At 55.2% G+C, this 26,483-nt stretch carries 23 protein-coding genes and 3 pseudogenes; 11 read left to right on the top strand and 15 right to left on the bottom strand.

From position 1 onward, the window contains the following. Window positions 1–236: 236 nt before the first annotated feature. The 4 genes and pseudogenes from CDA56_RS14015 to CDA56_RS13990 all read left to right on the top strand — a co-directional run. Window positions 237–1,150, top strand: a pseudogene (locus CDA56_RS14015) (IS3 family transposase); the annotation flags it as partial. A 224-nt stretch (window positions 1,151–1,374) separates the two neighbouring features. Next, window positions 1,375–2,451 carry an IS110 family RNA-guided transposase gene (locus tag CDA56_RS14005; protein ID WP_032448228.1) on the top strand — a complete coding sequence of 359 codons (1,077 nt, stop codon included), beginning with the start codon at window positions 1,375–1,377 and terminating at the stop codon, window positions 2,449–2,451. Between the two features lie 16 nt (window positions 2,452–2,467). Continuing rightward, a pseudogene (locus CDA56_RS14000) lies at window positions 2,468–2,746 on the top strand (IS3 family transposase); the annotation flags it as partial. Window positions 2,747–3,446: 700 nt separating this feature from the next. After that, complete coding sequence (locus tag CDA56_RS13990) at window positions 3,447–4,406, top strand: reverse transcriptase family protein (protein ID WP_064391964.1); 960 nt, start codon at window positions 3,447–3,449, stop codon at window positions 4,404–4,406. A 422-nt stretch (window positions 4,407–4,828) separates the two neighbouring features. Here the strand turns inward: CDA56_RS13990 and CDA56_RS13985 are convergent, their stop codons facing one another. From CDA56_RS13985 to CDA56_RS13965, 6 genes and pseudogenes are all read right to left on the bottom strand, one after another. Next, entirely contained in the window at window positions 4,829–5,308 is a 480-nt protein-coding gene (locus tag CDA56_RS13985; RefSeq protein ID WP_064406095.1) for a hypothetical protein, read from the bottom strand. A gap of 101 nt (window positions 5,309–5,409) precedes the next feature. Next, window positions 5,410–6,984 (bottom strand): type VI secretion system protein TssA, encoded by a 1,575-nt coding sequence (tssA, locus tag CDA56_RS13980; RefSeq protein WP_102803866.1) that lies wholly within the window; start codon window positions 6,982–6,984, stop codon window positions 5,410–5,412. Between the two features lie 99 nt (window positions 6,985–7,083). Beyond that, a pseudogene (locus CDA56_RS31150) lies at window positions 7,084–7,170 on the bottom strand (type VI secretion system contractile sheath small subunit); the annotation flags it as partial. A gap of 844 nt (window positions 7,171–8,014) precedes the next feature. Further along, window positions 8,015–9,724 carry a coiled-coil domain-containing protein gene (locus tag CDA56_RS13975; RefSeq protein ID WP_103813782.1) on the bottom strand — a complete coding sequence of 570 codons (1,710 nt, stop codon included), beginning with the start codon at window positions 9,722–9,724 and terminating at the stop codon, window positions 8,015–8,017. Beyond that, window positions 9,721–10,125, bottom strand: coding sequence for a hypothetical protein (locus CDA56_RS13970; RefSeq protein WP_103813784.1), 405 nt, complete (start codon window positions 10,123–10,125; stop codon window positions 9,721–9,723). Before CDA56_RS13970 ends, CDA56_RS13975 begins: the two co-directional genes overlap by 4 nt. Window positions 10,126–10,421: 296 nt before the next feature. After that, window positions 10,422–11,333, bottom strand: a complete 912-nt coding sequence (locus CDA56_RS13965; protein ID WP_004135102.1) for a LysR family transcriptional regulator — start codon at window positions 11,331–11,333, stop codon at window positions 10,422–10,424. 116 nt (window positions 11,334–11,449) lie between these two features. Between CDA56_RS13965 and speB the strand changes: the two genes are divergently transcribed. The 7 genes from speB to CDA56_RS13930 are packed head-to-tail and all read left to right on the top strand — an operon-like array spanning window position 11,450 to window position 18,373. Beyond that, the gene (gene speB, locus CDA56_RS13960; RefSeq protein ID WP_014226466.1) at window positions 11,450–12,400 is read left to right on the top strand and encodes an agmatinase; all 951 of its coding nucleotides are present in this window, start codon (window positions 11,450–11,452) and stop codon (window positions 12,398–12,400) included. A gap of 10 nt (window positions 12,401–12,410) precedes the next feature. Beyond that, the gene (locus CDA56_RS13955; protein ID WP_014226467.1) at window positions 12,411–13,259 is read left to right on the top strand and encodes a sugar phosphate isomerase/epimerase family protein; all 849 of its coding nucleotides are present in this window, start codon (window positions 12,411–12,413) and stop codon (window positions 13,257–13,259) included. A gap of 12 nt (window positions 13,260–13,271) precedes the next feature. Next, window positions 13,272–14,348, top strand: a complete 1,077-nt coding sequence (locus CDA56_RS13950) for an isopenicillin N synthase family dioxygenase (protein ID WP_014226468.1) — start codon at window positions 13,272–13,274, stop codon at window positions 14,346–14,348. Between the two features lie 9 nt (window positions 14,349–14,357). Beyond that, window positions 14,358–15,161 carry an ABC transporter substrate-binding protein gene (locus CDA56_RS13945; RefSeq protein ID WP_009652546.1) on the top strand — a complete coding sequence of 268 codons (804 nt, stop codon included), beginning with the start codon at window positions 14,358–14,360 and terminating at the stop codon, window positions 15,159–15,161. Between the two features lie 24 nt (window positions 15,162–15,185). Then, window positions 15,186–16,706 carry an amino acid ABC transporter permease/ATP-binding protein gene (locus tag CDA56_RS13940; protein ID WP_014226469.1) on the top strand — a complete coding sequence of 507 codons (1,521 nt, stop codon included), beginning with the start codon at window positions 15,186–15,188 and terminating at the stop codon, window positions 16,704–16,706. Next, the gene (locus tag CDA56_RS13935; RefSeq protein ID WP_014226470.1) at window positions 16,707–17,435 is read left to right on the top strand and encodes a class II aldolase/adducin family protein; all 729 of its coding nucleotides are present in this window, start codon (window positions 16,707–16,709) and stop codon (window positions 17,433–17,435) included. A 5-nt stretch (window positions 17,436–17,440) separates the two neighbouring features. Then, the gene (locus CDA56_RS13930; protein ID WP_014226471.1) at window positions 17,441–18,373 is read left to right on the top strand and encodes a 2-hydroxyacid dehydrogenase; all 933 of its coding nucleotides are present in this window, start codon (window positions 17,441–17,443) and stop codon (window positions 18,371–18,373) included. On the opposite strand, the gene CDA56_RS13925 is transcribed toward CDA56_RS13930, so the two are convergent. The 9 genes from CDA56_RS13925 to CDA56_RS13885 all read right to left on the bottom strand — a co-directional run bounded on the left by CDA56_RS13925 (window position 18,370) and on the right by CDA56_RS13885 (window position 26,123). After that, the gene (locus CDA56_RS13925; protein WP_014226472.1) at window positions 18,370–19,428 is read right to left on the bottom strand and encodes a cytochrome c-type biogenesis protein CcmH; all 1,059 of its coding nucleotides are present in this window, start codon (window positions 19,426–19,428) and stop codon (window positions 18,370–18,372) included. The genes CDA56_RS13930 and CDA56_RS13925 overlap by 4 nt on opposite strands. Further along, window positions 19,425–19,982 (bottom strand): thiol:disulfide interchange protein DsbE, encoded by a 558-nt coding sequence (gene dsbE / locus CDA56_RS13920; protein WP_014226473.1) that lies wholly within the window; start codon window positions 19,980–19,982, stop codon window positions 19,425–19,427. Before dsbE ends, CDA56_RS13925 begins: the two co-directional genes overlap by 4 nt. Further along, window positions 19,979–21,916, bottom strand: coding sequence for a heme lyase CcmF/NrfE family subunit (locus tag CDA56_RS13915; protein ID WP_014226474.1), 1,938 nt, complete (start codon window positions 21,914–21,916; stop codon window positions 19,979–19,981). Before CDA56_RS13915 ends, dsbE begins: the two co-directional genes overlap by 4 nt. Further along, window positions 21,913–22,392 carry a cytochrome c maturation protein CcmE gene (gene ccmE / locus CDA56_RS13910; protein ID WP_014839268.1) on the bottom strand — a complete coding sequence of 160 codons (480 nt, stop codon included), beginning with the start codon at window positions 22,390–22,392 and terminating at the stop codon, window positions 21,913–21,915. The genes CDA56_RS13915 and ccmE overlap by 4 nt, the downstream gene beginning before the upstream one ends. Further along, the gene (gene ccmD, locus CDA56_RS13905; protein ID WP_014226476.1) at window positions 22,389–22,592 is read right to left on the bottom strand and encodes a heme exporter protein CcmD; all 204 of its coding nucleotides are present in this window, start codon (window positions 22,590–22,592) and stop codon (window positions 22,389–22,391) included. Before ccmD ends, ccmE begins: the two co-directional genes overlap by 4 nt. Beyond that, complete coding sequence (locus CDA56_RS13900) at window positions 22,589–23,326, bottom strand: heme ABC transporter permease (RefSeq protein WP_103813786.1); 738 nt, start codon at window positions 23,324–23,326, stop codon at window positions 22,589–22,591. Before CDA56_RS13900 ends, ccmD begins: the two co-directional genes overlap by 4 nt. Window positions 23,327–23,423: 97 nt before the next feature. After that, on the bottom strand, window positions 23,424–24,080 hold the full coding sequence (ccmB, locus tag CDA56_RS13895; RefSeq protein WP_014226478.1) for a heme exporter protein CcmB: 657 nt from the start codon (window positions 24,078–24,080) through the stop codon (window positions 23,424–23,426). Further along, window positions 24,080–24,721, bottom strand: coding sequence for a cytochrome c biogenesis heme-transporting ATPase CcmA (gene ccmA / locus CDA56_RS13890; protein ID WP_103813980.1), 642 nt, complete (start codon window positions 24,719–24,721; stop codon window positions 24,080–24,082). The genes ccmB and ccmA overlap by 1 nt, the downstream gene beginning before the upstream one ends. Before the next feature lie 7 nt (window positions 24,722–24,728). Beyond that, window positions 24,729–26,123 carry a cytochrome c peroxidase gene (locus CDA56_RS13885; protein WP_103813788.1) on the bottom strand — a complete coding sequence of 465 codons (1,395 nt, stop codon included), beginning with the start codon at window positions 26,121–26,123 and terminating at the stop codon, window positions 24,729–24,731. Window positions 26,124–26,483: the final 360 nt, after the last annotated feature.

Raw genomic sequence — 26,483 nt, 5'->3', positions numbered from 1 at the left:
CGCTTCCACTAAAAAATATTTAAAACCAGCACAGCTCAATCAATAATAAAATGCTGCTCACACACGTAATGCTTTTCCCACCTCACAAACCTGCTTTGTGGGGTGGTTTCCATGTGGAAACATTGACATATTCAGGCCAATGTTGGCCTGAATATATGGTCAGGTGATGAATTGTTTTGGAGTGCCCCCGAGCCCGTAGACAAATCTGCCCTATAGTTTGAGCATAGGAGGAGTCTATGGGCACACCACGTTTTACCCCTGAATTTAAGGAAGAGGCTGTCCGCCAGATCACCGAGCGGGGCTATTCCATCGCTGAAGTTTCTGAACGGCTCGGCGTGTCGGCGCACAGCCTTTATAAATGGCTCCGGGCTGTTAAGCCTGACAACAGTGGACAACAGGCACAGGATTTACTTGATGCCAGAACAGAAATTCTCAGGCTGAAAGCACTGCTTAAACGTACTGAGGAAGAGCGGGATATTCTGAAAAAGGCAGCGCGGTACTTTGCAAGGGAGCCCGACTGAAGTATCGCTTTATCAACGATCACCGTGAAATCTGGTCGATTGTTACGATGTGTCGGGTCCTTAAGGTTGCCCGTGCCGGATTTTATGTCTGGCTCCATAACCCTGTATCCGCCGGAGAAAAGGATAACCAGCGACTGCTGGAACTCATCCGCGACTCCTATACGCTGAGGGGTGGAGTTTACGGTTATCGCAGGGTTCATGGCGACCGTCGCGAAATTGGCGAAGTGTGCAGCAGAAACCGGGTTGCCAAAATCATGAGGAAAAACAGGATCCAGGCTATACATGGTTATAAAGTGCCACGCGGAACCCGAGGACGACCGTCACTGATAGCGCCCAATCGCGTGCGGCGTGAATTTACTGTAGTGAAGCCCAATCAGGTGTGGGTCACCGACATCACCTACATCCGCACCTGGCAGGGCTGGCTGTACCTGGCAGTGGTTATCGATCTTTTTGCCCGTAATGTGGTGGGCTGGTCGATGAAGCCAATACTGTCACGCGAGCTGGCACTGGATGCGCTGCTGATGGCGGTCTGGCGACGTAAACCTGAAGAAAACGTCATTGTGCACAGCGATAGTAATAATGCCGATGTCAGTCTTTACCACCACTTAGTTTGCCGTTTAACCAGATTGGTGTGATTACTGATGCAGTGAAGACCTTCCCGCATCCTGACTCACACAGCGATCGACCTTTTGTGTCCTGCCCTGGACCCGTCGGTTGCCGGAAGCGCCTTCATGCGAGGCATCTCCTCACCGATGCGCGTGACTCAAGAAGGGCCTGACGGCTTGTCTCGTTACTGTCCTGTCCGGGTTATCTGTCTGGAGATTCAACTCTGTTTCCTCACAGGAGCTCTGTCATGGTTGATAAAGTTACCGAAGCTGCCGTTGTGGGTGGCGTGGATACACATAAAGATTTGCACGTTGCCGCTGTCGTAGATCAGAACAATAAAGTCCTTGGGACTCAGTATTTCTCCACAACACGACAAGGTTACCGGCAGATGCTGGCATGGATGACCTCGTTTGGGACATTAAAGCGAATTGGTGTTGAGTGCACAGGTACCTATGGTTCCGGTTTGCTTCGTTATTTTCAGAGCGCCGGGTTAGAAGTTCTTGAGGTGACTGCTCCAGACCGGATGGAGCGACGCAAACGGGGTAAAAGTGACACAATTGATGCTGAATGTGCCGCTCATGCAGCATTCTCAGGCATCAGGACAGTTACTCCCAAAACGCGTGATGGCATGATTGAGTCCCTGCGGGTATTAAAAACTTGCCGAAAAACAGCAATATCAGCCCGCAGAGTCGCTCTCCAGATTATCCATTCAAATATTATCTCTGCCCCGGATGAATTACGTGAACAGCTCAGAAATATGACGCGCATGCAGCTCATCAGGACCCTGGGTTCCTGGAGACCTGATGCCAGTGAATACCGCAATGTAACCAACGTTTATCGCATTTCATTAAAGTCCCTTGCCCGACGCTATCTCGAGTTACATGACGAAATCGCTGATCTGGATGTCATGATTGCGGCAATTGTCGACGAGTTGGCACCTGAGCTGATTAAACGTAATGCTATCGGATACGAAAGCGCTTCACAGTTGCTGATCACTGCCGGAGACAATCCTCAACGGTTAAGATCAGAATCAGGATTTGCGGCACTGTGTGGTGTCAGCCCGGTCCCCGTTTCTTCTGGAAAAACGAACCGTTACCGACTTAATCGTGGTGGAGATCGTGCTGCAAATAGTGCACTTCACATCATCGCCATCGGACGCTTACGAACTGACGCAAAAACAAAGGAATATGTCGCCAGGCGTGTAGCCGAAGGACATACAAAAATGGAAGCGATACGCTGTCTAAAGCGATATATCTCCCGCGAAGTTTACACGTTACTGCGCAATCAAAACAGGCGGATCAACAGTATCCCGATAACAGCTTGACTCTTAGAAGGGCGTCCAGGGCAGTCAGTATGGCAGTGATGACTGGCAGCGGTTCTGCCGGGCCAATAATCTGGTACCGAGCATGAGCCGTCGTGGCAACTGCTGGGATAATGCAGTGGCAGAGTCGTTCTTCAGTTCACTCAAAAAAGAGCGCATCAGGAAGCGGATATATAAAACCCGGGACATGGCCCGGGCGGATATTTTCGATTACATTGAAGTGTTCTACAACCGTAACCGCCGCCACAGCCACCTCGGTGGCGTCAGCCCGGAGGCCTTCGAAAAGGCCTCGCCGTGAGGACAGAAACTGTCTACCAGAGCGTGGTCACTCCATATGAATTCAGCTACGGGTTAAGAAGTTAAATTCATATCCTATTTTTTACTATTAGTATCGCTCACATTTCGAAACAAACCTCTTACCAATCTATTGCTAACAACATGAATATGATCATAAAATATCCCTGCTAGTATCAAGGAGAGAGTTTCTCGCAAAAGCTTGATGGTCTGCTTGTCAGCCATCGTGGAGGTTTCGGCCTCTAATCTCTCCCCCACACGACGCATGCCACGCTTACGCAGTGCTCCATAGTTACGATGCTCACGCATCACCGACGCTCTGGTTCGTACTGGGACAGCTGGGATTGCCGGGATTGTGGCGAGAGGACGTCACGCTGTGACGTCGAAAACTGGGGTTAATTGCTGAACATCTCTTATTCCTGTCAGTTCAGGCGAGACTGGTGACCGTGTTGGTCATCGGGAACTGAAAAGGAGATGTAATTATGGGTCGCAAGACACGTAAGAAGTACCGGACTAGCGTTCAGCAAACGTTTTGTGCGAAAGACCATTCCAGAGGTTTTTTCAAGGGTGTAGCCAAGTATCTGCTCGGTCTACTCATCCGCGAGATCATCTCGGAGGTTTTTCATTCTGAAGGAGTTGCTTCCGTCTGGTCATCCATCAAGGATTTATTCCAATGGAGGCCGTAAAAGATAGGACCGACAACGATGATAAGCACAAAACGTTCCTCTAGTCTTCATAGTTCTCCCAAGCTTTACCCTTTGAACCAATCCCCTCTTTTTAAGCTAAAAACAAAAAGAAAATTATTAGAAATCATAGGGCTATCGAAAAAACAAGCAGATAAACTCATGCTTGACTCTGCGTACAAACAATTCGAAAACGATGCAGGAAGGACAATCCAGGAGCCAATCCCCCAGCTAAAAGCAGTGCATAAACGGATTGGTACATTATTGAGTAGAATTGAATTACCCGCCTATTTGCATTCCGGTCGGAAAAAGCATTCAACTCTGACAAATGCAGAGTCTCACAGGCATGCCACTGAGCTTCTAAAGCTTGATATTCACAAGTTTTTCCCCTCAACTAAGGCAGCGAAAGTCTACAAAGCATTTACTGAAAAATTTGAGATGTCGCCTGATGTGGCTTACGTGATGACTAATCTCGTAACTTTTGCTGGAAAAGTGCCCACGGGTAGCCCAATAAGCATGGCAATGGCTTTTTGGGCTAATAGAGACATGTTTGATACTCTGAGCGAACTGGCTGCCTCAAATGACCTAGTATTTACAGCATATGTCGACGATGTAGCATTCTCCGGGTCGAAAATACCAAAAGGATTTGCTGCCCAAGCTAAAAAATGCATTACCTCTCATGGCCTTACCTCTAAAGACAAAAAAGAGCGATTTTACCCATCATCAGAGGGAAAACTCCTTACAGGAATAGTGATTCAGGATGGAGAACTAAAGGTTCGCTGGGCACACAATGATTCAATTCGTAAAGAATTTGCTGACTTGGCTAAAGTAAAGGATAACTCCGCAAAAATTATTCATTTAGAGAAGCTTGCAGGTAAATTGCACGCAGCCGGTCAAGTTGATTTCCGACAAAAAGATAAAGCCCGTTTTTTCACACAGCAACTCAAAGTAGCCAAGAAGCAATCAACAGAGAGCAGCTAGGGCTATTGATCGTAGATAGTTGGGTGTGCCATACTGCTGTGACATTGATTCCCGCTACATTGCTCAAAGAATCAGACAGTTAGTATTTGGTGTCGCTTTCAGCCAGCTCCACCAAAATTCTCCATCGGTGATTACCAGAGTCATCCGATGAAGTCCTGAAAGCCCGCATGGCACAAGCCCTGCGGGCTTTTTTGTGTCTGTATCGGTCTGGCGGGAATGACTGAGGACCGCAGCCTTGTGGTGCCTTTTTGGGCTCCAGGAGAAAAGAGCCCAAAAAACGCGGGTCCTAAAATGGCAAAACTCATTAAGAAGCTCATTGCGGCTGAAAGCACAACCATGAAGCCTTCAGAGCAGACAGCCTGAATATCTGTAATGGGTCAGGCAACGGTTGCCTGCACAATATGAGAAACCGCTGCGACTATTCAGGCAAGGCAATCAACGGCATGGAAAAAGAGCTCTTCCGTCATGATGGCATTCTCTTTTTCGCTCTGATGTTCGCGGCGGATAAACCAGCCCGTTTCCGGCGCCATGCTCAGGTAAAACAGCTGAGTGATTCCGGGGGCATTAACCCGCATTGTCATGCAGCCCGTTTCCACACCTCGACAGAGCTGTTCAGGTACTATGCTGACGTGACGATCGCCGTTCTGGAGCCGGATTGTGGTGATGTCATAACGGCATATACCGCTGTTCAGGCTATAGCCGATCGTGCTCAGATCATGAATATGCTTTGTTGATAGAATGATCTCAATGCCGGAACCCGCAAACCACTGGCTGATTAGCTGCACCAGCGCATCCATCCGGCGGCGGAATGCCTGAATTTCCGCCTCAGCGGATTTATTGCCGGTCGGTGTGCTATCGGAGTTCTGCTGCACTTTCTTAAAAAAACGTTCTCTGGCCGACACTTTATCGCCCCCGTTAACTTTTAATACGTTGTGAGATATGCGCTGAGCGGCATTCTCTTTTTTTCATCGCCGCTCCCGCCACCTTATTTTTCGTAAACAGATTAAGCGCACAGCACTACGGCGCGGGCGGGATCGATGGCAATCAGCTCGGCAAGCAGGCGGTCCATAGCAGACTGCAGGCGGTTTTTGTCGGTTTCACTGCGCCCGGCCTTCATGCGTAGCAGCCTGAGGTGGCGGGCTTTGACTTCGAACAGCAGACCTGTCTCCCATTGTGCCAGCGGAATTCCGGCAGCATCCGCGCCCAGTTCCGCCAGCAGGTGTTGCGCCAGCTCATTTTTGCCGGTCTGCTCGGCAATACGCGCCATCAGCAGGCGCAGCAGCCAGCGGCTGCGCACGCTGGTGATACCCGGGCGGTTCTGCAGCCAGGCCAGCGCCGCCTCCGGGCCGTCGCTGTCGGCAACAGCGAGGGCCTCCGGCTCCAGCAGCAGAATATCGTCATCGCCGGATGCGGTAGCGGCGCTGGCGGCAGTATCATCCCGCCAGCCTGCGGCGTTCTCCAGCACCTGCTGTTGTATCCAGTTCAGCGTGACCTCATCGGCAAACGGCGTGCCGTCGTTAAATGCCAGTCCTTCCAGCCCCGTCAGCCGGGTCAGCAGCCCTTTCAGGTCGTTCTGAATAATAGCGGCTTCCGCTTCCCGCCCTGCCTTCAGCAGAGCCTGGTGGATATACCACTGCAGGTCCAGCCACAGATGATTCGCCCCACGAGAAAACATCCCGTCAGCCTGTTCCAGCAGCTCCGTCCAGCTCTGCTGGAGATACAACCGCTTCAGCAATGCCCGCAGGTCCGGCTTCGGCGGCTCAATACGGGTTCTGCCTTCTGCTGATAGCGGCGGCAGCTGATTTAGCGTGTCGTGGCGAATGCTTTTCATCAGATGGTGAGCGGCCAGCCAGCCCTCCGGCTGGTCTCCCAGATATTTCGCCAGGATACGCGCCTGGGTCAGCAGTTCCTGACCGGAGGTGATAGGGCTCAGCGCCGGCGTATAGTTGTTTGCCTGAGAGGGCGAAACATCGCTGACGTTCTGCGGCACGACGGCATCCGGCCCGCCCGACTTCAACAGACGGGTCTCGAGGACGCCGCACAGCGCATCGGGGACGGTCCCCTCCTGCGCCTGCTCCATCAGCAATAATGCGCCGCTGATACGCAAGGCATCAGTACTGCCGGCCTCGGGGTACAGCGACAGGCTGTCAAGCATCCGCTGTCCGGCGAGCCAGTCAAATGCGGCCCTTCGGCTGCGCTCCCGCAGCGGGTGCAGCTGCTCGCCAAAACCCTGCATCAGCCCGGCCAGCAGTTCCAGTCCGTCCGCCAGACCGCTTTCGCCATCCCGGTGCAGCCGCGCCCACGCGTAATATGAGGCAACGCGAATATCTTTGGTCACGGTGGTGAGCAGTTTTTCGGCCAACCTACAAATCAGATCGCTATCCGCACCGGTGATCTTGTTCACCTCTTCGCGCATCAGCTGGAAATCATCATCGTAGCCGGGATCGTCCCCCGCGGGTTTATCGGCTGACAGCGGCTGCAGCCAGTTGTTCCACAACAGCAGACGTTGTTGCGTTTGTACCGCCAGCGCATCAGCAGCGGCCTGACAGACTGAAATCAGAGTATAAACATTGGCCATCAGTACATCTCCTCTCCGGTCAGCGCCGTTCGGGCCACGGAATCAGCCACCTGCGCGTCCAGCATATTCCCGGTTAATCCATTAAATAACGCACGCCGTTTATTTCGGGGCCAGCGCGCTGATTTCGTCGCGTAATTCCTGCGTCAGCGCCGGGTCTTTCAGAATTTTTTCGAACTCTTTTCTGAAAATGCGTGCCCTGGGCACCTCATTCTGGAACGTATCAGCCATAGCGGTCTCTTCCCGTGAGGAATAATGTGTTAAAGATAACGGCGTGTGATGACCAGGATATAGTAGAGCAAAGCGCCAAAAAATATCAACCTGCCGGCCCCAAAGTCCATTATAAGACTTTCCTCAGACACCTTAAGGCAAATGTAAAAATGAAACGCATCAGACAAACAAAGCCGGTATGTAATAACAACCTTTTGCTTACAATAAAGGCTGAGTGTATACCTGGCAGAGGAATATGAATTAAATTCATATCTGAATAGACGGAGTTGATTGATGCAAATCAATGTGCAGCGGAAATAAAGATCACTCCTGACACTGAAAAAATCGCGAATAGCGAAGTGTGAAAGAAATTATTTTTTATGGTTTACAGGCTGTAAGCCGCCCAGCTCTGGGTATTAATATGGTTATAATTAATGACTGGCAAGATTAATATAAAATTCACAAATAATATCCGGCAGATATCAAGTCAGGATTCATTGGGAAAGCAACAGGGACAGGATCGCAGTTCCGTCTTCATACTCGTTGAGAATGGTAATATGCTGCTTTTCACACCTCGCCCCGTATGACGACGCGGCGCATTACGCCGGAGAGGCCTCAGGCGTCACCGCCTTTGAGTCAAACCTCATGCAGCTGGATTGACTGCTGCCGGAAGCGATCGGTTGAAAGCGCGATGGGCAATATTCTGCCCGCCAGGCGATAGTTACAGCCATGATGTCCGTCCCGGACATCTGACTGACAACCCCAGGTATGCGGGCGATGGCTTTGCGGATACGCAAGTCGGCGGGGAGCCGCTATTGATCGCTCAGGGAATGAGTTCGAAGGTAATGGAGATTAAGGTATCCGGGTTCAGGTCCGCTGGCGTGCTGCTATACAGCGAGCCGGCCTGTCCATATAGCGTGACCGTTCCCCCTTTTAATCCGGATGATAATACTTTGGCCATTAGCGGATCGATTTGCTTATCGTAAACCATCTTTGAATTCATCGTATTGAGTATCGGCGTACCATCAAGCTTCTTCTCAAGGATATTCATAGACAAAGTCTCATTCGACTTGTACGGCTCCTTTCCTTTTTTATCAACCACAAAATATACGCCATTAGGCAAAATCTCATATTTTTTATTTTTGATTTTTGCCATGATTCTTTTTTCAATATCGACGTACTTAGACGATAGTTGTTCGTTAAGCATGTTAACGATACTTTCTATTTCATTTTCTTTAATTTTAATTTTTTTATTATAAGCGTCGTTAAACCCGGAAACCAACGCTGAAGGCGCCAGCTTGACATTATTGTCGGCCATTTTATTCACATCGGATAGCGCCTGGGTAAGGTAGAAAACGCCGAGCGCATAGGCATTTTTATGACTTTTATCCGCAAGGCTTAAATCACTTTGCTTGATGGCCAGGCTATCGAGCGTAGACTGTAATTTTTTATTTTTATCGTTTAAAGCAGCGACTGAAACATCATATTCTTTCTGCGCGGTTGCGGCGGCGGCGTTCAGCTCGGCGTTCTTTTTGGTCAGCGCATCAAGCGCGGTTTTCTGCTGGCCTTCTCTTTCCGCGCGCTGCTTGTTCAGCATGGCGATCTGCGCCGACAGCGCGCGGGTGGTCTCATCCTGCTTTTTCTGCGCCGCTTCGGCGGCGGCGGCCAGCTCGGCGTTCTTTTTGGTCAGCGCGGCAATCTGCGCCGACAGCGCGCGGGTTGTCTCATCCTGCTTTTTCTGTGCAGATTCGGCAGCGGCGCGCAGTTCCAGATTCTTTCCCGTCAGCGTATCGATCGTCGATTTCTGCAGGTTCTCACTCTGCTCCTTCTGCGTTTTCAGCGCGGCAATCTGCACCGACAGCGTGCGGGTGGTCTCATCCAGTTTTTTCTGCGCCGCTTCGACAGCGGCGGCCAGCTCGGCGTTCTTTTTGCTCAGCGCATCAAGCGCGGTGGTCTGCCCGCTTTCGTTCTGTGCACGCTGTGCTGTCAATGCGGCGATCTGCGCCGTCAGCGAGCGGGTGGTCTCATCCAGTTTTTTCTGCGCCGCTTCGGCAGCGGCGGCCAGCTCGGCGTTCTTTTTGCTCAGCGCGCTCACGGCGGCAGTTTCGCCGCTCTCTTTCTGTACACGCTGTTCACTCTGAGCCTTCAGCGTGGCGATCTGCGCCGACAGTTCGCGCGTCGTTTCAGCGCGCTTTTTCTCCGCCGCTTTGGCGGCAGCGCTCAGCTCCGCATTCTGTTTCCGCAGAGCGTTAATCGTACTCTCTGTTTTATTCTGATGGCTTTTTTTTCTGACGACGTCCTGCTTCTGAGGCGTTTTTTTATCAGGGCTATCGTTATTTTGCTTAGACGAGACCGACTCCCCGCTGGCGGCGCCTGAGGCCGGCGGATTGTTTATTTCGAGTTTCGATATATTATCAAGGAAGTCTCCCGGCTCAGCACGAGCAGGAAACACAACAATAAGGGTAAAAAGAGCAAATACAATCGCAGGACCTCGTAGATTGCATATATTCAGTTTCCCCTTATCGTCCATCATCTGGCCAGCCCATCCTTGAGTTCAGATTTTCTTGCCCGGCTTTCAAACTCTTTAATTAATTTCTGCGAAATGCTATTACACTTATCGTTTATCTTGTATTCAAAAAGCGGTGTAATCGTTGATTTTACGCTGGCGGAGGTTTGGTCTGAAACAGAAGCATAAAACTTAGCATCATTGATTAAACCATACAGCTCGTTTGAGTCCTGCTGAAACTTTTTATCGAGCTTAACTAAAGCGTCGGCATCCTGGATACACTGCTGTAAAGCAGGAACCTGCGCGGGCTGTTCATTTTGAATGACATCTTTTTTTATGAGTGCGCTCTGCGGTTTTTTACCATTAGTACACCCCTGTAATAAACCTACAGAAAAGCACACCAATGCCAATAAGCTATTTCTTATCATCTTCCCATCCATTAGAAAAAAAATACGTCAAAAATATATTTGTCGATTGCAGCAGAAAAAATTTTAACAAACAACGTCAGGCGTTGGATTTAACATTAATTCAGAAAAAACACACAAAAAGGTCATTTTTTAACCAGATCAGGAATGGGAATTATCCAGGTGCAGGACGATATTTTTATCTAAGCTTTTTCTCACCCCCATATGATTAATGACACATTACCTTTTATATGCCTGATATTGAGCGGTCTTTTTACAATTCAAATCAGGCATAAGCTGTTACTCATTCAATACGAATCTCATTCGCTCCACTTCGGTCTGGCCACCGTATTCTTCTTGAGTAGATTGCGAAACTCCTTCAGATAGGGTTCGTTGCTGCGCCCGCGCTTGCATATCGCCGAGAAGGGAGATTGAAAGCCAAACTCATTGGGCAGCAGTACGCGCAGGCGATTCTCCTTAATCCACGGCCAGGCGTAGTGCTCGGGAAGGTAGCCGATATATTTCCCGGAGAGGATGAGCAGCAGCTGCGCATCGACGGTTTCAACGGTCGCGCTGCCCTTGCTGAACCCGCGCCGCCGCAGATCGCTGGTATTCCAGTAGCTGCGCGTCACCAGCGGACACTGGCTGATCAGCTCTTTATCGAGCTGTCGACTGAAGAACATGGGATGCAGGTCGCTGCAGTAGAGCCAGTGCTGCTCGCGATAGAGCGGTTCGCTGATGATGTTATGCACCCGCGAGTTGTAGCTGCCGATGGCGAGATCGATATGGTTATTCAATACGCCGTTAAGCTGTTCCGCCGGGGTACGGATAATCAGCTTGATATGCACATTAGGAAACTTATCGCTAAAGCTGCGCAGCACGACCGGCAGCGACAGCGCGGTCTCCGTCTCGATGGAATCGAGCGTTGAGATACAAATCGTGCCGCTATGCTCGCCTTTCAGCAGCGCCGACTGGCGCTCCAGTTCATTCAGTTCGCTCAGCACGCGGATCGCCTGCTGTAAAAAATGCTGCCCTTTTTCGGTCAACGCAAAGCCGCCGCGCCCGCGCTGACACAGGCTAAAGCCAAGCTGGCCTTCCAGCTGCGACATCGCATTGCTGATCGCGGAAACGGAAATCCCCAGCTCCTGCTGGGCCCGGCCATAGCTCTCAAGACGGGCCACCGCCTCAAAAACCTGGAGCTGTCGAATGTTAAGCGTCGCGTCGTTAAGCATAGCGTCTTAGTTCACTAATAAATGAACTAAGTATTTGCGGCAGACGATTTAAAGTCCAGCACATCTTTCGCACTATCCCTGCTGTTGAGTTTTGTTTGTCAGATTCAGGAGCTGAAATGGATAACGTCTTTCATCAACCGCAGGGTGGCAACGAGATGCCGCGTTTTGGTGGCCGCGCCACGATGATGCGCCTGCCATTTATCGAAGATTTACAGGGACTTGATGCAGCGTTTGTCGGCATCCCGCTGGATATCGGAACCTCACAGCGTTCCGGAACGCGCTACGGACCGCGCTATATTCGTACCGAATCGGTAATGATTCGCCCGTATAACATGGCCACCGGCGCCGCGCCTTTTGATTCCTTGTCGGTGGCAGATATCGGTGATGTACCGATCAATACCTACAACCTGCTCAAATCGGTGCAGATTATCGAGGATTACTACACCGGTTTAAATAGTTTTCCGCTTATCCCTCTGACGCTGGGAGGCGATCACACCATTACCCTGCCGATCCTGCGCGCGCTGACCAAAAAGCACGGTCCGGTTGGGCTGATTCACGTCGATGCCCACACAGATACCAACGATGAAATGTTCGGCGAAAAGATTGCCCACGGCACCACCTTCCGCCGCGCCGTCGAAGAGGGGCTGCTGGATCTTAAACGCGTCGTGCAGATTGGCCAGCGCGCGCAGGGCTACGCCGCCGGTGACTTCCAGTGGGGCGTCGATCGCGGTTTTCGTCTGGTTCAGGCCGAGCAGTGCTGGCACAAATCTTTGACTCCGCTAATGGCCGAAGTGCGCCAGCAAATGGGGGCTGGCCCGGTTTATCTCAGCTTCGATATTGATAGCCTCGACCCGATCTGGGCCCCCGGCACCGGAACTCCGGAAGTGGGCGGACTGACGTCGATTCAGGCGCTGGAAATCGTGCGCGGCTGCCGCGGTCTGAACCTGATTGGCTGCGACCTGGTCGAGGTCTCGCCCCCCTATGACGTCAGCGGCAACACGTCCCAGCTGGCCGCCAACCTGCTGTATGAAATGCTCTGCGTTCTCCCGGGCGTGAAATATCCATAGAGGAAAAACCATGCAGCTTAACGTCTTTCGCACGCTGTGGGGCGTCACCACCCCGTGGCAGCAAACGGTCAGCGAACTCCGGAGCGTCGGCTGCTGCGGCATTGAAGCGCGGGTTCCGCTGACGCCAGAAGAGCAGCGGACGCTGGCCCAACGCATCGAAGCGTCCGCGCTTGAGTATATCGCCATTGTGTTCAGCGGCGGCGGCGTTATTCCGGCCCAGGCCGAGACGCCCGCGCAGCATCTGGAGCGCTTAAAAGAACGTTTTGCGGCGGCAAAAGCGCTTAATCCGCGCTTCGTCAATCTGCTGGCCGGTAACGACCGCTGGCCGCTGGCGCAGCAGGTGGATTTTCTCGGCAAAGCGCATGAGCTCGCCGCCGAATATGAGCTGTTCTGCAGCTTTGAAACCCATCGCGCCACATCGCTGTATAGCCCGTGGCTGACGCTGGAGATAATTCAACAGCTGCCGCAGCTGCGCTTTACCGCCGATATCAGCCACTGGATCGTGGTAAGCGAACGCCTGCTGGATGACCCCTGCGATGACTTCAGCGCCTTTATCGAACGGGTCCACCATATTCAGGCCCGCGCCGGGTACGACCAGGGGCCGCAGGTGCCGCACCCCGCCGCGCCGGAATATCGGGCGGCCCTGCGGTTTCAGCAGCGCTTCTGGGAACAGATCTGGCAATCGCAGCGCCGGCGCGGCTACCAGCACACCACGCTTACGCCGGAATTTGGCCCCGATGGCTACCTGCATCACCTGCCGTTTACCAACGTTCCGGTCGCCGACCTGTGGTCGCTGAACGCCTGGATGGCCCAGCGTGAACAGCAGCATTTTGTTGAATTCACCTCGCAAACTGAATAAGGAACGGAAGAAATGACCGCTGCAAAAAGTTCGTTTACTGAATTACCGACCATCGATATCAGCGACCTGGCCTGCGACGATCTCGTCCGACGCCAGGCGGTGGCCGACGCCATCGGCCAGGCGGCCCGCGAAGTTGGCTTTTTCTACGTTACCGGCCACGGCATCGCGCCTGAACTGATTGCCGGGATCCGCGCGGCGGCCAAAGAGATTTTCGCCCTGCCGATGGAGCGCAAGATGGCGTACTACATCGGACAGTCGAAAAGCCATAAGGGCTACGTTCCCGAAGGGGAAGAGATTTACGGCTCCGGCAAGCCGGATCACAAAGAGGCGTTTGATATCGGCTTTCAGGCCGCCGACGACCACCCGTTCGTCGTGGCGAAAACGCCGCTGATTGGCGCCAACGAGTGGCCGGACGTGCCGGAATTTCAATCCCGCGTGCTGGCCTACTATGACGCGGTCTTCGCCCTTGGGCATCGCCTGTTTGACGCCTTCGCACTCGCCCTTGGCCTGCCGGAGGGCTATTTCAGGTCGATGGTTACCTGCCCGCCGTCAAAGCTGCGGCTGATCCACTACCCCTTTGACGCCAGCGCCGAAGATGTTCCCGGTATTGGTGCACACACCGACTATGAATGCTTCACCCTTCTGCTCGCCGACCAGCCGGGTCTTGAAGTGCTGAATGAAGATAGCGACTGGATCGACGCCCCGCCGCTGAAGAACGCGGCCGGAGAAGAGGCTTTCGTGATTAATATCGGCGACATGCTGGAAGTCCTGAGCGCTGGCACATTTGTTGCAACCGCACACCGCGTACGCAAGGTGCCGCAGGAACGCTACTCCTTCCCGCTGTTTTTCGCCTGCGACTACCACACGCTGATTCGCCCGCTGCCGGGCTTCCTTGAGGCAGGCGAAGCCAGCGAATATCAAGAACTGAGCATTGGTGAGCATATGTGGAGCCAGGCGTTACAGACCTATCGCTACCTGCGCGAGAAAGTCACCCGAGGCGAGCTCCAGCTCCCCGAACGCGCCCGCGGCACTAACACCTTTGGCCATCTGAAAAAACAAGCACAGCAAAAAACCGTAAATAACCCGTGAGGATAAATGATGAACAAAACGCTAAAAAAACTCTCGCGCCGTGTGGCTTTATCCATCGCCGTCACCGCTTGTTTTTCACCGCTGGCTCAGGCCGCTGAGTTGCTGACCGAGGGCGTCTTTAAAGTCGGGATGGAGGTGACCTATCCGCCTTTTGAATCCTATGACAGCAATAACAATATTGTCGGCATCGACCCGGAGTTCGCGGCGCTGATCGCCGAACAGCTGAAGGCAAAACCGCAGCTTATCGACACGAAATTCACCAGCCTGATCTTAGGTATCGGTAAAAAATACGATGCGGTGATCTCCGGGATGTACGTGACGCCCGAGCGCCAGAAGCAGGCGGACGCTATCCCTTACGCCCTGTCCGGCGCGTCCATTATTGCGCTGAAAAGCAGCGCCATTCAGCCAAAAACGGAAGACGAACTGTGCGGCGTGAAGGTAGGTCTGCAGGCGGGTACCGCCTGGGTTTCCAGCCTGAAAACGCACTCCGACGAGTACTGCCTGAAAAACGGCAAACCGGCCATTAGTATTCAGGAATTCCCGACCGCGCCAGAAGCCTCCCAGGCCCTGCTGTCGAAAAATATCAACGCCCAGTTAGAAATCGCCCCGGCGGCGCAAATTATCGTCGAGAAAAGCCGCGGCCGCCTGGCCATTAGCTCGAACCGTCTGGTCTATCCGCTACCGCTGGGAATTTACGTCGCCAAAGGCAACACCGAGCTGGCCGAGGCCATTAAATCAACGTTAGCCACCCTTAAAGCCAACGGCAAATATGACGCCATCATCAAGAAATACAACTTAGAAAGCATCAATTAATACAATAATTAAACGGGAGTCGGTATGGAGTTCGATTGGGGATACTTTTTTTCATTATTTAGCGTTGGGGCATTCTGGCAGGCGTGTGTCACCGTGGTTGTCGTCAGTTCATTGTCCTGGTTTATTGGCCTGATATTAGGTTTTCTTTTAGCCTGCGCGAAGCTCTCTGGCCCGCGCTGGCTGAAGGTTCCCGTCGAACTCTATATTTGGTTTTTCCGCAGCGTACCGCTGATGGTCCTGCTGGTCTTTGTCTATAACCTGCCGCAGCTGTTTCCGGCCACCCAACCGCTGCTCGGCGTTCCGTTTATTGCGGGGCTGGTCTCGATGACGGTGACCGAAGCGGCCTACATGGCGGAAATCCATCGCGGCGGCCTGCTTTCGGTCGCCAGGGGGCAAAGCGAAGCCGGGCATGCCTTAAGCTTTAGCTTTATCGGGATTCAGCGCTTAATTATTATCCCGCAGGCGTTTCGTATTTCCCTGCCCACGCTGATTAACGAATACATCACCATCATCAAGCTCAGCTCGATTCTGTCGGTTATTTCGCTGCCGGAGCTGCTGCTGACCGGCCAGCGCCTGTACGCGCAGAATTTTCTCGTCATGGAGACGCTGCTGGCGGTCGCCATTTACTACGTTATGGTCGTCACGGTGTTTAGCTGGCTGTTCCGGGCGCTGGAAAACCTGCTGGATATTCAGCGTAAGCGCCCGCAAACGCTCAACGAGCATGAATGCGAAACCCTGCGCCAGAACCTGAAGCCGCCGGTACAGACGCAAAAAGCGCAGGCCGCCAGCGGCAACCCGCCGGCGCTGGATCTGCACGCCATCGAAAAATCCTGGGGCCAGCACCACGTGCTGAAAGGCATCGACCTGAAAGTGGAAAACGGCGAGGTAATCAGCATCATCGGCCCGTCCGGCTCCGGCAAGACCACCCTGATCCGCACCATTAACGCCCTTGAAAGCATCGACGGCGGCGAGATCATTCTTTACGGCGAGGATTACCTGAAGGGCGCCTCCGTTGTTGATAAACAGCAAATACGCGCGGGCGTACGCCGCATCGGCATGGTGTTCCAGGGCTTCAACCTGTTTCCCCATCGCACGGTGCTGGATAACGTGATGCTCGCCCCGCTCTATCACAAGCTGCTCGACCGCGCCGCCGCCAGAGAGCAGGCGCTGTGGCTGCTGGATCGCGTCGGTCTGCTGGCGCACGCCGAAAAGTACCCGTACCAGCTCTCCGGCGGCCAGCAGCAGCGCGTGGCCATCGCCCGCGCCCTGGCGCTGAAACCGGACATCATGCTGTTTGATGAACCCACGTCGGCGCTGGACCCTGAACTGGTTGGCGAAGTGCTGAAGGTCATTCAGTCCCTCGCCCGCGAAGGCATGACGATGATTATCGTGACCCACGAGATGGACTTCGCCTTATCAATTTCTGACCGGGTGGTGATGATGGAAAACGGCGTCGTGCAGAGCGATATGCCGCCGCAGCGCATTCGCAGCGATGCCGCCGATCCGACCCTCACCCGCATTCGTGAATTTATGGGAGTGCAATAAATGGTAACTGAACGGGAACTACGCCAGCAGCTGGCCGCCGCCTATCGTCTGGCGGCGCTCTTCGGCTGGGAAGACACGCTGTATACCCACTTCTCCGTGCGCCTGCCCGGTGACGGCGAGCCGCGGTTTTTGATTAACCCCTTTGGCATGATGTTTGACGAAGTCACCGCCAGCAACTTAATTGTGGTCGATATGCAGGGGAAGGTCGTCGAGGGCAGCGCCCCGGCAAACTCGGCGGGATTTACCATTCATAGCGCGGTCCATATGGCCCGGGAAGACGCCCACTGCGTGATCCACACCCACACGCTGCCGGGGATGGCCGTTGCCGCCTGCGCAGACGGGCTGCTGCAGCTTAACCAAATCAGCACCGAATTTTATCAACGCGTCGGCTACCATCCTTATGAAGGCGTCGCATTCGATCTCGATGAACGCGTGCGGATCCAGCGCTCGCTCGGCGAGAACATCGCTATGATCCTGCAAAGCCACGGGCTGCTGTCGGTCGGGCGCACCGTCGCCGATGCGTTTTACATCATGTACTACCTGAACCGCGCCTGCGAGATCCAGATGGCCGCCGCGCAGCTGGCGCCGCTCGGCCCCATCCATACGATACCTGAACCGCTGAGCCGGCACGCCTGTGAGCAGCTGATGGGGGTTGAACATGAACGCCAGCTGGTGTGGCAGGCGTGGCTGCGGCGCCTGGACCGTCTTGATACTTCTTATAAGAGCTAATGCCTATGACTCAGTTCACCATCGTCGTGGATTGTAACGATCCTCAGTACACCCGGGAGATTTGCGCCGCGTTCGCGCTATTCCCGGAAGTGAAAGCGGTTCTACCCGAGGAGCCCGCCGCCCGCGAGGCGCAATACGCCTGCTGCTGGTTTCCCGACCCGCAGCTGCTGGCGCGCTCGCCTCAGCTGAAGCTGATCCAGGCCGCGTCTGCCGGCGTAGACCATTTGCCTGCCAGCGTTTTCGCCAGCGACGTTCCGCTCTGCCGGGTGGTGGATGAAGATTTTCGTCACGGTATGTTTGAATACGCGCTGTGGGGCGTACTGTGGTTTCAGCGTCGCTTTGACCGGGCGCTGGCCCACCAGCGCGAGCGCGTCTGGAAGATGTATCCGCAGCGAGCGGCGGCCGATTATCACGTTGGCGTCATGGGCCTCGGCGAAATTGGCGGCTATATCGCCTCGCAGCTGGCCGCGCTGGGGTATCGGGTTTCCGGCTGGGCGCGTAGCGAAAAATCCCTTGCCGGCGTGCGCTGCTACCACGGAGAGACGCAGGCTGGCGAATTCCTTGGCCAGCTGGATGCGCTGATCAACGTCCTGCCGTTAACCGGGGAGACGCGAGGTATCCTCGCCCATCCTTTACTGCAGCAGCTGCCCGACGGCGCGTCGCTGATTAACTGCGGCCGCGGCGAGCATATGGTGAATCAGGACGTGCTCGAGGCGCTGGATAGCGGCAAGCTGTCCGGCGCGGTGCTGGACGTCTTCCCCGTCGAGCCCCTGCCCCAGGAGGACCCGCTGTGGCAACACCCGCAGGTGGCGATCACGCCGCATATGGCCTCCATCGCGCAGACGGAGGTGATTGCCCGCCAGCTGCTGGACAACATCCGGCGGCAGCAGCAGGCGCTGCCGCTGAAAAACCTGGTGAACAAACGGAGTGGTTATTAACCTTGCGCGTCAACGGCGGGATGTCCGTGGGTTAACCGTTGCTCCGTCTGGTTGATATGATGCTCAATGACCGCCCGGTGCGTATCGTCCGGCGGTAATCGTTTTAGCAGCAACCGCCACGCCGTCAGCGCCTCGCTGAAATGCGCCTGCTCTGATGCACTGAGCGCATACAGATTAAGCAGGCGGTCGTTAACGCGCTGGCCCTCCATCAGTTGGCGCACCAGCGCACCGCCCCGCGGGTCAGATACCCGCAGCAGCGCCTCCGCATAGCCAAATGCCGCACTATCGTTATCCGGAGCCAGCGCGTAAGCGCGAGCATAGGCTTGAGTCGCCATAGCGGCGTTGTCCAGGACCCTGCCGAGACGCCCGAGCATAAGCCAATCCTCAATAGAAGCGTCCGGATTTTGCCACAGCGTCGTGCGTAGCCCAAGGGCCAGACGCCGCAGCTCGTCTTCATCAAGCGGCTGCGCCTTTGGATCCTGCACCCGCGCCAACAGAGCCGGCGTCTGAGCCACCGCCTGCTGCCAGCGTTGCACCTGCTGATAGTGGCCGGTCTGGCTATAGCTGACCGCACCTACCGCCAGCGCAAGCGCCGCGCCAGGTATAAAAATCCACGGCCCGGCGGATTTATCCTCCGGCGCCCGGCCGTCAGAAAACGTCTCCTGCCCTGGCCTGACGCGGCGGCGGGAGCGGGCCACTATAGCCCAACCGCCCATGGCGATCGCTGCGGCCGGCACGACCCACAGCAGCATCGTCAGCGGGGTTAATGGCGGATCGTAGGTAACGAAGTTGCCGTAGCGCGCCACCATGTAGTCCACAATATCGCTGTCGCTTTTTCCTTCCTGCATAAGCGTAAAAACTTTCTGCCGCAGGTCGGCCGCGATCGCGGAACTGGAATCCGCAATGCTATTGTTCTGGCATTTCGGGCACCGAAGCTGCTCCGTGAGCAGGCGAAACCGCTGTTCCTGCTCCTCGTCCTTAAACGGCATGACATCAATAGCGGCCAGCGCGTTTGCGCAAAGCAGCAGCATCAGCGCGCTCAGTAATAATCTCATGGCGCAGCCTCCCGGCTAAACTTCTCCCACAGCGGCCTGAATTCGCGCTCCCACACCCGATCGTTAAGATCCCCCGCGTGGCGGTAGCGAATGATCCCCTGTCCATCGATCAAAAACGTCTCCGGCGCGCCGTAGACTCCGAGATCCAGCCCGAGCATCCCGTCGCCGTCAAACAGGCTCAGCGCGTAGGGATTGCCCAGCGTGTTCAGCCAGCCAATTGCTTTCTGCCGATCGTCTTTGTAGTTCAGACCCACCACGCGGATCCCCCGCGCGGAAAGCTGATTCAAATACTGATGCTCTGCGCGACAGGTCGGGCACCAGGTCGCCCAGACGTTAAGCAGCAGCGGTTTGCCCTGCGCCAGCGCATCCGACTGAAAATACTGCCCGGGATCTTCCAGCGCCTCAAGACGGAAAATCGGTACCGGTTTTCCGATCAGCGCCGACTCCAGGCTATTGGGATCGTCCCCTTCCACATTACGCGCCAGCTGCCACAGCAGCAGCATCGCGATAGCCATAAAAATGACCAGCGGCATCAACAACGTACAGCGCTTCATCTGGCCTCCGCGCCAGGATATCCGCGGCGCGGGCGATAGCGCGGATCGCACAGGCACAACAGCCCGCCCAGCGCCATCAGCACTCCCCCGGCCCAAATCCAGCGTACGAACGGTTTATAATAAAGGCGTACGGCCCAGGCGCCGTTGCCCAGCTCTTCGCCCAGCGCGGCATAGAGATCGCGGGTAAATCCGCCGTCAACCGCCGCTTCGGTCATCATGGCGCTGCTGCTGTGGTAAAAGCGCTTTTCCGCATTCAGTATCGCCTGCGGTTCGCCGCGTCGCATGACGCCAATCACCGCGACGGCGGAGCGATAGTTTGGGCCGATCGCCTCTTTGACCTCACGGAAAGAAAAGCGATATTCATGGACATCGACGCTGTCGCCCACCCGCATGCGCACGTCGCGCTCCACGCTGTAATTTTGACTAAAGGCGATACCCACGAGGGTGACCGCCAGCCCGAGGTGGCCTGCGACCATTCCCCAGTAGCTGAGGGTCATCCTGGCGCCGCGTGAAACCCGCAAAGCGATCTCTACTCCCGCCAGCACAAAGACCCAACAGGCCATCGCCAGCCCGACCACCGTCATGGCGACAATCTTATCGCCCAACCACCACGGCAACAGAAGCGACAGCGCCAGCGTGCTTGCGCAGGCGATAACCAGCAGCCTCCTGAGCTTACGCGGGCGATCGCGCCCCCAGCGCACCAGCGGGCCGATGCCCATCAGGAGCGCAAACGGCGCCATCAGCCAGCTAAACATCGTATTAAAGAACGGCGCGCCAATCGAAATACTGCCGAGACCCAGCTGTTTATGCACCAGCGGCAGCAGCGTACCCAGCAGCACCGTGAGCATAGCGGCCATCAGCAGAACGTTGTTGCCGAGCAGCAGCGACTCGCGCGACCAGAGCGCATTATTTACCCGAGAGCGGACTTTATAGCCACGCATGGCGAACAGCAGTAAAGAGCCGCCAATGACCAGCACCATAAAGGCCAGAATAAACATGCCGCGCGCCGGGTCGGAGGTAAAAGCGTGAACCGAGACCAGCACGCCGGAACGCACCAGAAAGGTCCCCAGCAGACAGAGCGAAAATGCGCAGATAGCGAGCAGAAGCGTCCACGCCTTGAAGCTGGCGCGCTGTTCAGTGACCGCCAGCGAATGCAGCAGCGCGGTGCCGGCCAGCCATGGCATCAGCGACGCGTTTTCCACCGGATCCCAGAACCACCAGCCTCCCCATCCCAGCTCGTAGTAAGCCCACGCGGAGCCCAGCACAATACCGAGCGTCAGGAAGGCCCACGCCGCCAGCGTCCACGGGCGAGAGAAGCGAGCGAAGGTGCTATCCAGCCGCCCGCTCAACAGCGCGGCTATCGCCAGGGCAAAACTCACCGAGAAGCCCACATAGCCCATATACAGCAGCGGCGGATGGAAAATGAGCCCGGGGTCCTGCAACAGCGGGTTCAGGTCGCGCCCTTCAATGGCAAATTCCGGCAGCGTACGGGCAAACGGGTTGGAGGTGAACAGAATAAACAGCAGAAAGCCAACGCTGATCGTTCCCATCACCGCCAGCACCCGGGCGACAATATCAAGCGGCATTCGCCTGCTGCGCAGCGCTACCGCCACTGTCCAGCCGCTCATCAGCAGCACCCATAGCAGCAGCGAACCTTCATGTGCGCCCCAGGCTGCGGCCACGCGGTACCGGATCGGCAGCTGAGTATTGGCGTTACTGGCCACGTAGCTCAACGTAAAATCGTTGGTAATGAAGGCGTTAATCAGCACCATAAAGGCGCCCATAATGAGGATGAACAGCAGAACGGCAAATACCCGGGAAGAGGCCATCATTCGCCTGTCCCCCCGCGCCGCGCCCCACAGCGGATAGACGGAAAGCAGTAGCGCGACGCCAAGCGCCAGGCACAGCAGCCCGTTGCCGACTTCAGGCATCATAAGGATGTGTCCCTGTAGGCGCTATCCGGGCGACGATGGTTGCTCTCCATCGCTTTTTCCACGTCTGGCGGAGTGTAGTTCTCATCGTGTTTGGCGAGCACTTCTTTCGCCTGTATCCGGTTGTGCGCATCAAGCTCGCCCTGAACCACCACGCCCTGCCCTTCGCGGAACAGGTCCGGCAGAATGCCTTCGTAGCTGACGTCCACCGAACCTTCGGCGTCATAGATGCTAAAACTCACCTGCAGCGAATTCGCATCCCGCTTCACGCTGCCGGGCGCGACCATCCCGCCGACGCGCAGACGCTGACCCCGCTCGGGCCGCTGCTGCGTTTCGCGCTTGCCGTAGAGGATTTCGCCAGGCGTATAGAACAGGTCGATACTGGAACGTAGCGCATAGAGCACCAGCGCGGTGGTCAGCGTTAGCCCGGCGAGCACCGCGAGGGCGACCCACAGCCGGTTTTTGCGGCGAATATTCATGTCGCCTCCCGCGCCGCGCGCCTGCGGGCTTCACGGGCGCGCTGCCGGGCGATATCGCGCAGAATGACACGATGCAGGATCGCGCTGTGCGCGACCAGCGCCGCCAGCGGGAGAACGGTCAGCGCCACCGCCAGCCAGACGTAAAAGGCATAGCCGCCCATGGCCAGGAAATCACTCCAGCTTGTAAATGCGCTGCTCATCGACGACCTCTTTTTAAAATCAGTTCACTGACCCACGGGCGACGTTTTTCCATGAGCAAAATCAGATTCCGCATGCGCATTAGCGCCAGCGTGATAAACAGCAGCAGGTAGCCGATAATCGCCAGCCGCAGCGGCGCGCGCATCGCCGGAGCGATGCTTTGCTGCATATTCGTTGAGCCCTGATGCAGGGTGTTCCACCACTCCACCGAGTAGTGAACGATCGGTAAATTCACCACGCCAATCAGCACCAGAATAGCCGCCGCACGCCCGGCCAGACGGCGATCGTCAAAAGCGTGCCACAGCGCTATCGCGCCGACGTAGAGAAACAGCAGCACCAGCTCAGAGGTTAATCTCGCATCCCAAACCCACCAGGTTCCCCACATTGGCTTACCCCACGCGGAACCGGTCACCAGCGCCACAAAGGTAAACACCGCCCCCACGGGCGCCATCGCCGCCAGCGCCAGATTGGCCATTTTCATCTGCCAGACCACGCCGATGAACGCCGCGGCCGCCATCAGGGCATAAATGCCCATAGACCACATTGCCGCCGGAACATGCAGATAGATAATGCGATAGCTCTCGCCCTGCTGATAGTCCGCGGGCGCAAAGCCAAATCCCCAGACCCAGCCCGCGATCAGCACCAGCGCGCTGGCGCTGCCCAGCCACGGAGCGACCCTGCCGCAGAGCTGATAAAGCCGCGGCGGATTCGTCAGTTGAATCCCTGTTTTTCTCATATTTCAGTCACCAGAAATAAAGATAAATCCATTGATAAGCCCGGGCCTGAATCCCCGGCGCCGCAAACCTGATAAGCGCCATCCATCAAAAACCGCGCTAGTGCAGACTGACGCGTAGCGCCGCCGCCGTCGCAAAGGGGCTTAACGTTGCGCTGCCCGCCAGCAGCGCGCCCAGTATCGCCATATACCCCGTCACGGGCAGATGCATGGAGGCCGCATCCATCGCGGCGGTAGCAAAAATAAGTAAGGGAATAGTCAGCGGCAGAACCAGAATGCTTAACAGCGTGCCGCCGCGCTTAAGTCCGACGGTGAGCCCCACGCCCGGCGCGCCGAGGAACCCCAGCGTCGGCGTCCCTAACAGCAGGGTCAGCGCCATAATTTTCCAGCCATAGACGTCCATGCCCAGCAGCAGAGCCACCAGCGGCGACAGGATCAGCAGGGGCACACCGGTAACCACCCAGTGAGCCATCACTTTAGCCACGACCACCGCCGGCAGCGGCAAAGGCAGCAGCATCAGCTGTTCGAGGCTGCCGTCCTGTAAGTCGTCGCGAAACAAGCGCTCGAGCGCCAGCAGCGAGGAGAGCAGCGCAGCGACCCAAATAATGCCGGGCGTCAGCCGCGCCAGCAGCTGCGGCTCCGGACCAACGGCAAGCGGAAACAGCGTAATGACAATCAGAAAAAACCACAGCGGATTGGCGATTTCCGCGCGATGGCGAAACGCGACCCGCAGTTCAAGGCAAAAAATCCGCCACATCACGGTTCCGCCCTCTCGCCGCGCAGCGCAATGCGTCGAATCCTGTCGGATGCCGCGCTAATTGATTGATGGGCAGTGAAAATGACGATGCCGTCTTGCTCCGTGTGCTGCGCCATGCGCTGAATCAGGCGTTCGACGCCCTCCGTATCGACGGCGGTAAAAGGTTCGTCGAGGATCCACAGGCGGGCGCGGGTCAGCCAGAGGCGCGACAGCGCCACGCGCTGCTGCTGACCGGCGGAGAGCTGGTTAACAGGAATATCGTCGAAGCCGGCAAGCCCGGCCTGCTCAAGGGCCTCCCGGCACTGGGCGATATCATCGTGTTGATGGAGAAAGCGCAGGTTTTCCATGGCGGTCAGCCTGGCTTTGATTCCCGGCTTATGGCCAATCCACAGCAGGTTTTGCTGGTAGCTATCGCGAACGCGATGCAGAGGGCGGCCTTGCCAGTAGATTTCTCCGGCATCAGCGCGAGCCAGCCCGGTAAGCAGGCGCAGGAGAGTGGTTTTCCCCGCACCGTTGCCTCCGGCTATCTGCAACCAATCGCCCGCCGAAACGCTGAATGAAAAATCTTTCATCAGCGTCCGACCATCGCGTTCGCAGTGCAGTTTAATGGCCCTGAGCCAGCTCCGGGAACTTTCGCTCATCATCCCGTTATTGCCCCGGCTGATACGGCGTATAAACACCGGTCAGGCTATGCAGAAAAGCGACAATATCATCGATATCTTTTTGCGCTAAATCCGTACCGACCTGATAGCGCAGCATCAGTTTTACTGCGCCATCAAGCGTCGGAACATCACCGCGATGAAAATAGGGCGCGGTGAGCGCCACGTTGCGTAGCCCCGGCACTTTTTGGCGTAATTTATCCCGTACCTCTTTCGTCACATTCATTCGGCCAATATCAGCAGCCGTGATTTCACCAAAATTAAAATCACGCTTTAGCCCCAGCGGTTCAAAAGAGCGGCCGCCGAGAATAATACCGCCGTGACAGGTAGCACATTTATTATCTTTAAATAGCTGATAGCCATGTTTTTGTTGCGCGGTCAGCGCGTCTTCATCACCGCGCAGCCAATTATCAAATGGCGCGTCGGGGGTAATTAATGTTTTTTCAAATTCAGCGATAGCGTCAGTGATGCGCTCACCGCTAAAACCTTGCGGATAAACGGCTAAAAAATCCTTTTTCAATACGGGATCTTTATCCAGTTTATTAATAATGTCTTCCCAGGATTTTGATGCCATCTCAATGGGGTTTAACGGCGGGCCACCGGCCTGTTCTTGCAGCGTTGATGCCCGTCCGTCCCAGAATTGCTCAATATTAAAGACGGAGTTAAATACCGTTGGCGCGTTAATTGGCCCAACAGCGCCTCCCACGCCGATAGACGTTTTTCTGCCATCGACCCCGCCCGCGTTTAACGCATGGCAGTGTGCGCAAGAAATGGTGCTATCCCCGGACATTCGCGCGTCGTGATAAAGACGAAAACCCAGCGCAGCTTTCCGCTCGTCAACGGGCAGCTTTTTAGGGATCGGCTGGAGAGGTTCATTGCGATGCTGCGCGGCGGTATCAGCGCTGGCGTAGTAGCGCTCGCGCTGGTGCTTAATCCAGTTGAGTATCTCAATACGTTCGCTGTCGCTAACGCCGCCGGCCCAGTGCAGCGCGACGTATCGCGTAGGCGGCATCGTTTGATGCTGCATAACCCACTCAATCTTGTTTAATTCACTTTGTGAAACGGGTTTATCGTCAATCAGTGACGTACGCACGGATTGAAGGTTAAAGGATTTGTATCCCAGCTGTACGTCATAATCCATCAGCTGTTTGGCAACGGGAAAAGCGGCGTAAAAGGGCAACTCCGCCGAGGGCGTATGGCAATAGTCGCAACCTTTTTCACTAAAAAAAGAGAGGACTTTATTATTCTCGGCAACCGCCGAGAGCCGGACGTCGTTTTTTTTAATACGCTGACTGTCGTAATACCAGATATAGCCTGACAACCCTAAATAACATAACACGCCTGCGATAATGACCGAGGCTGTAATGGTCGCAATTTTCTTCATGAGATCATTCCTTTGAGGCATTGCAGCTGAGATAATGACGTTTTATATTTATAGTTTCACGTAACATCATAGCGGCGACGGCGCCGTGGATATTGACTAGCGTCAAAGCCGATGACAGGCAGGGCCTATAGATATAATAACCACGCCCTATCATCACTATATTATTCTGCGCTGCGCGCGGCGGCTAAAAACCTCACCTCTTTGCTCAGTTTTCCATGTATTCACTCTTATTATATAAACGGGTAAAACATTAATGAGAGGATTCACATTAGCGTGTTTCCATTAAGCAGTAAAAAAGAGAGATGAATTTAATCTCACCCTACCAATTCATATTTTAAATTTGCTCTCGCGGCAGAAGTA

Origin of the sequence: Klebsiella michiganensis, from assembly GCF_002925905.1 — a bacterium.
In the GTDB taxonomy this organism is placed as follows: Bacteria; Pseudomonadota; Gammaproteobacteria; order Enterobacterales; family Enterobacteriaceae; genus Klebsiella; species Klebsiella michiganensis.
The sequence above is the reverse complement of the archived record's forward strand: the minus strand, read 5'-3'. Positions and strand labels throughout refer to the sequence as shown.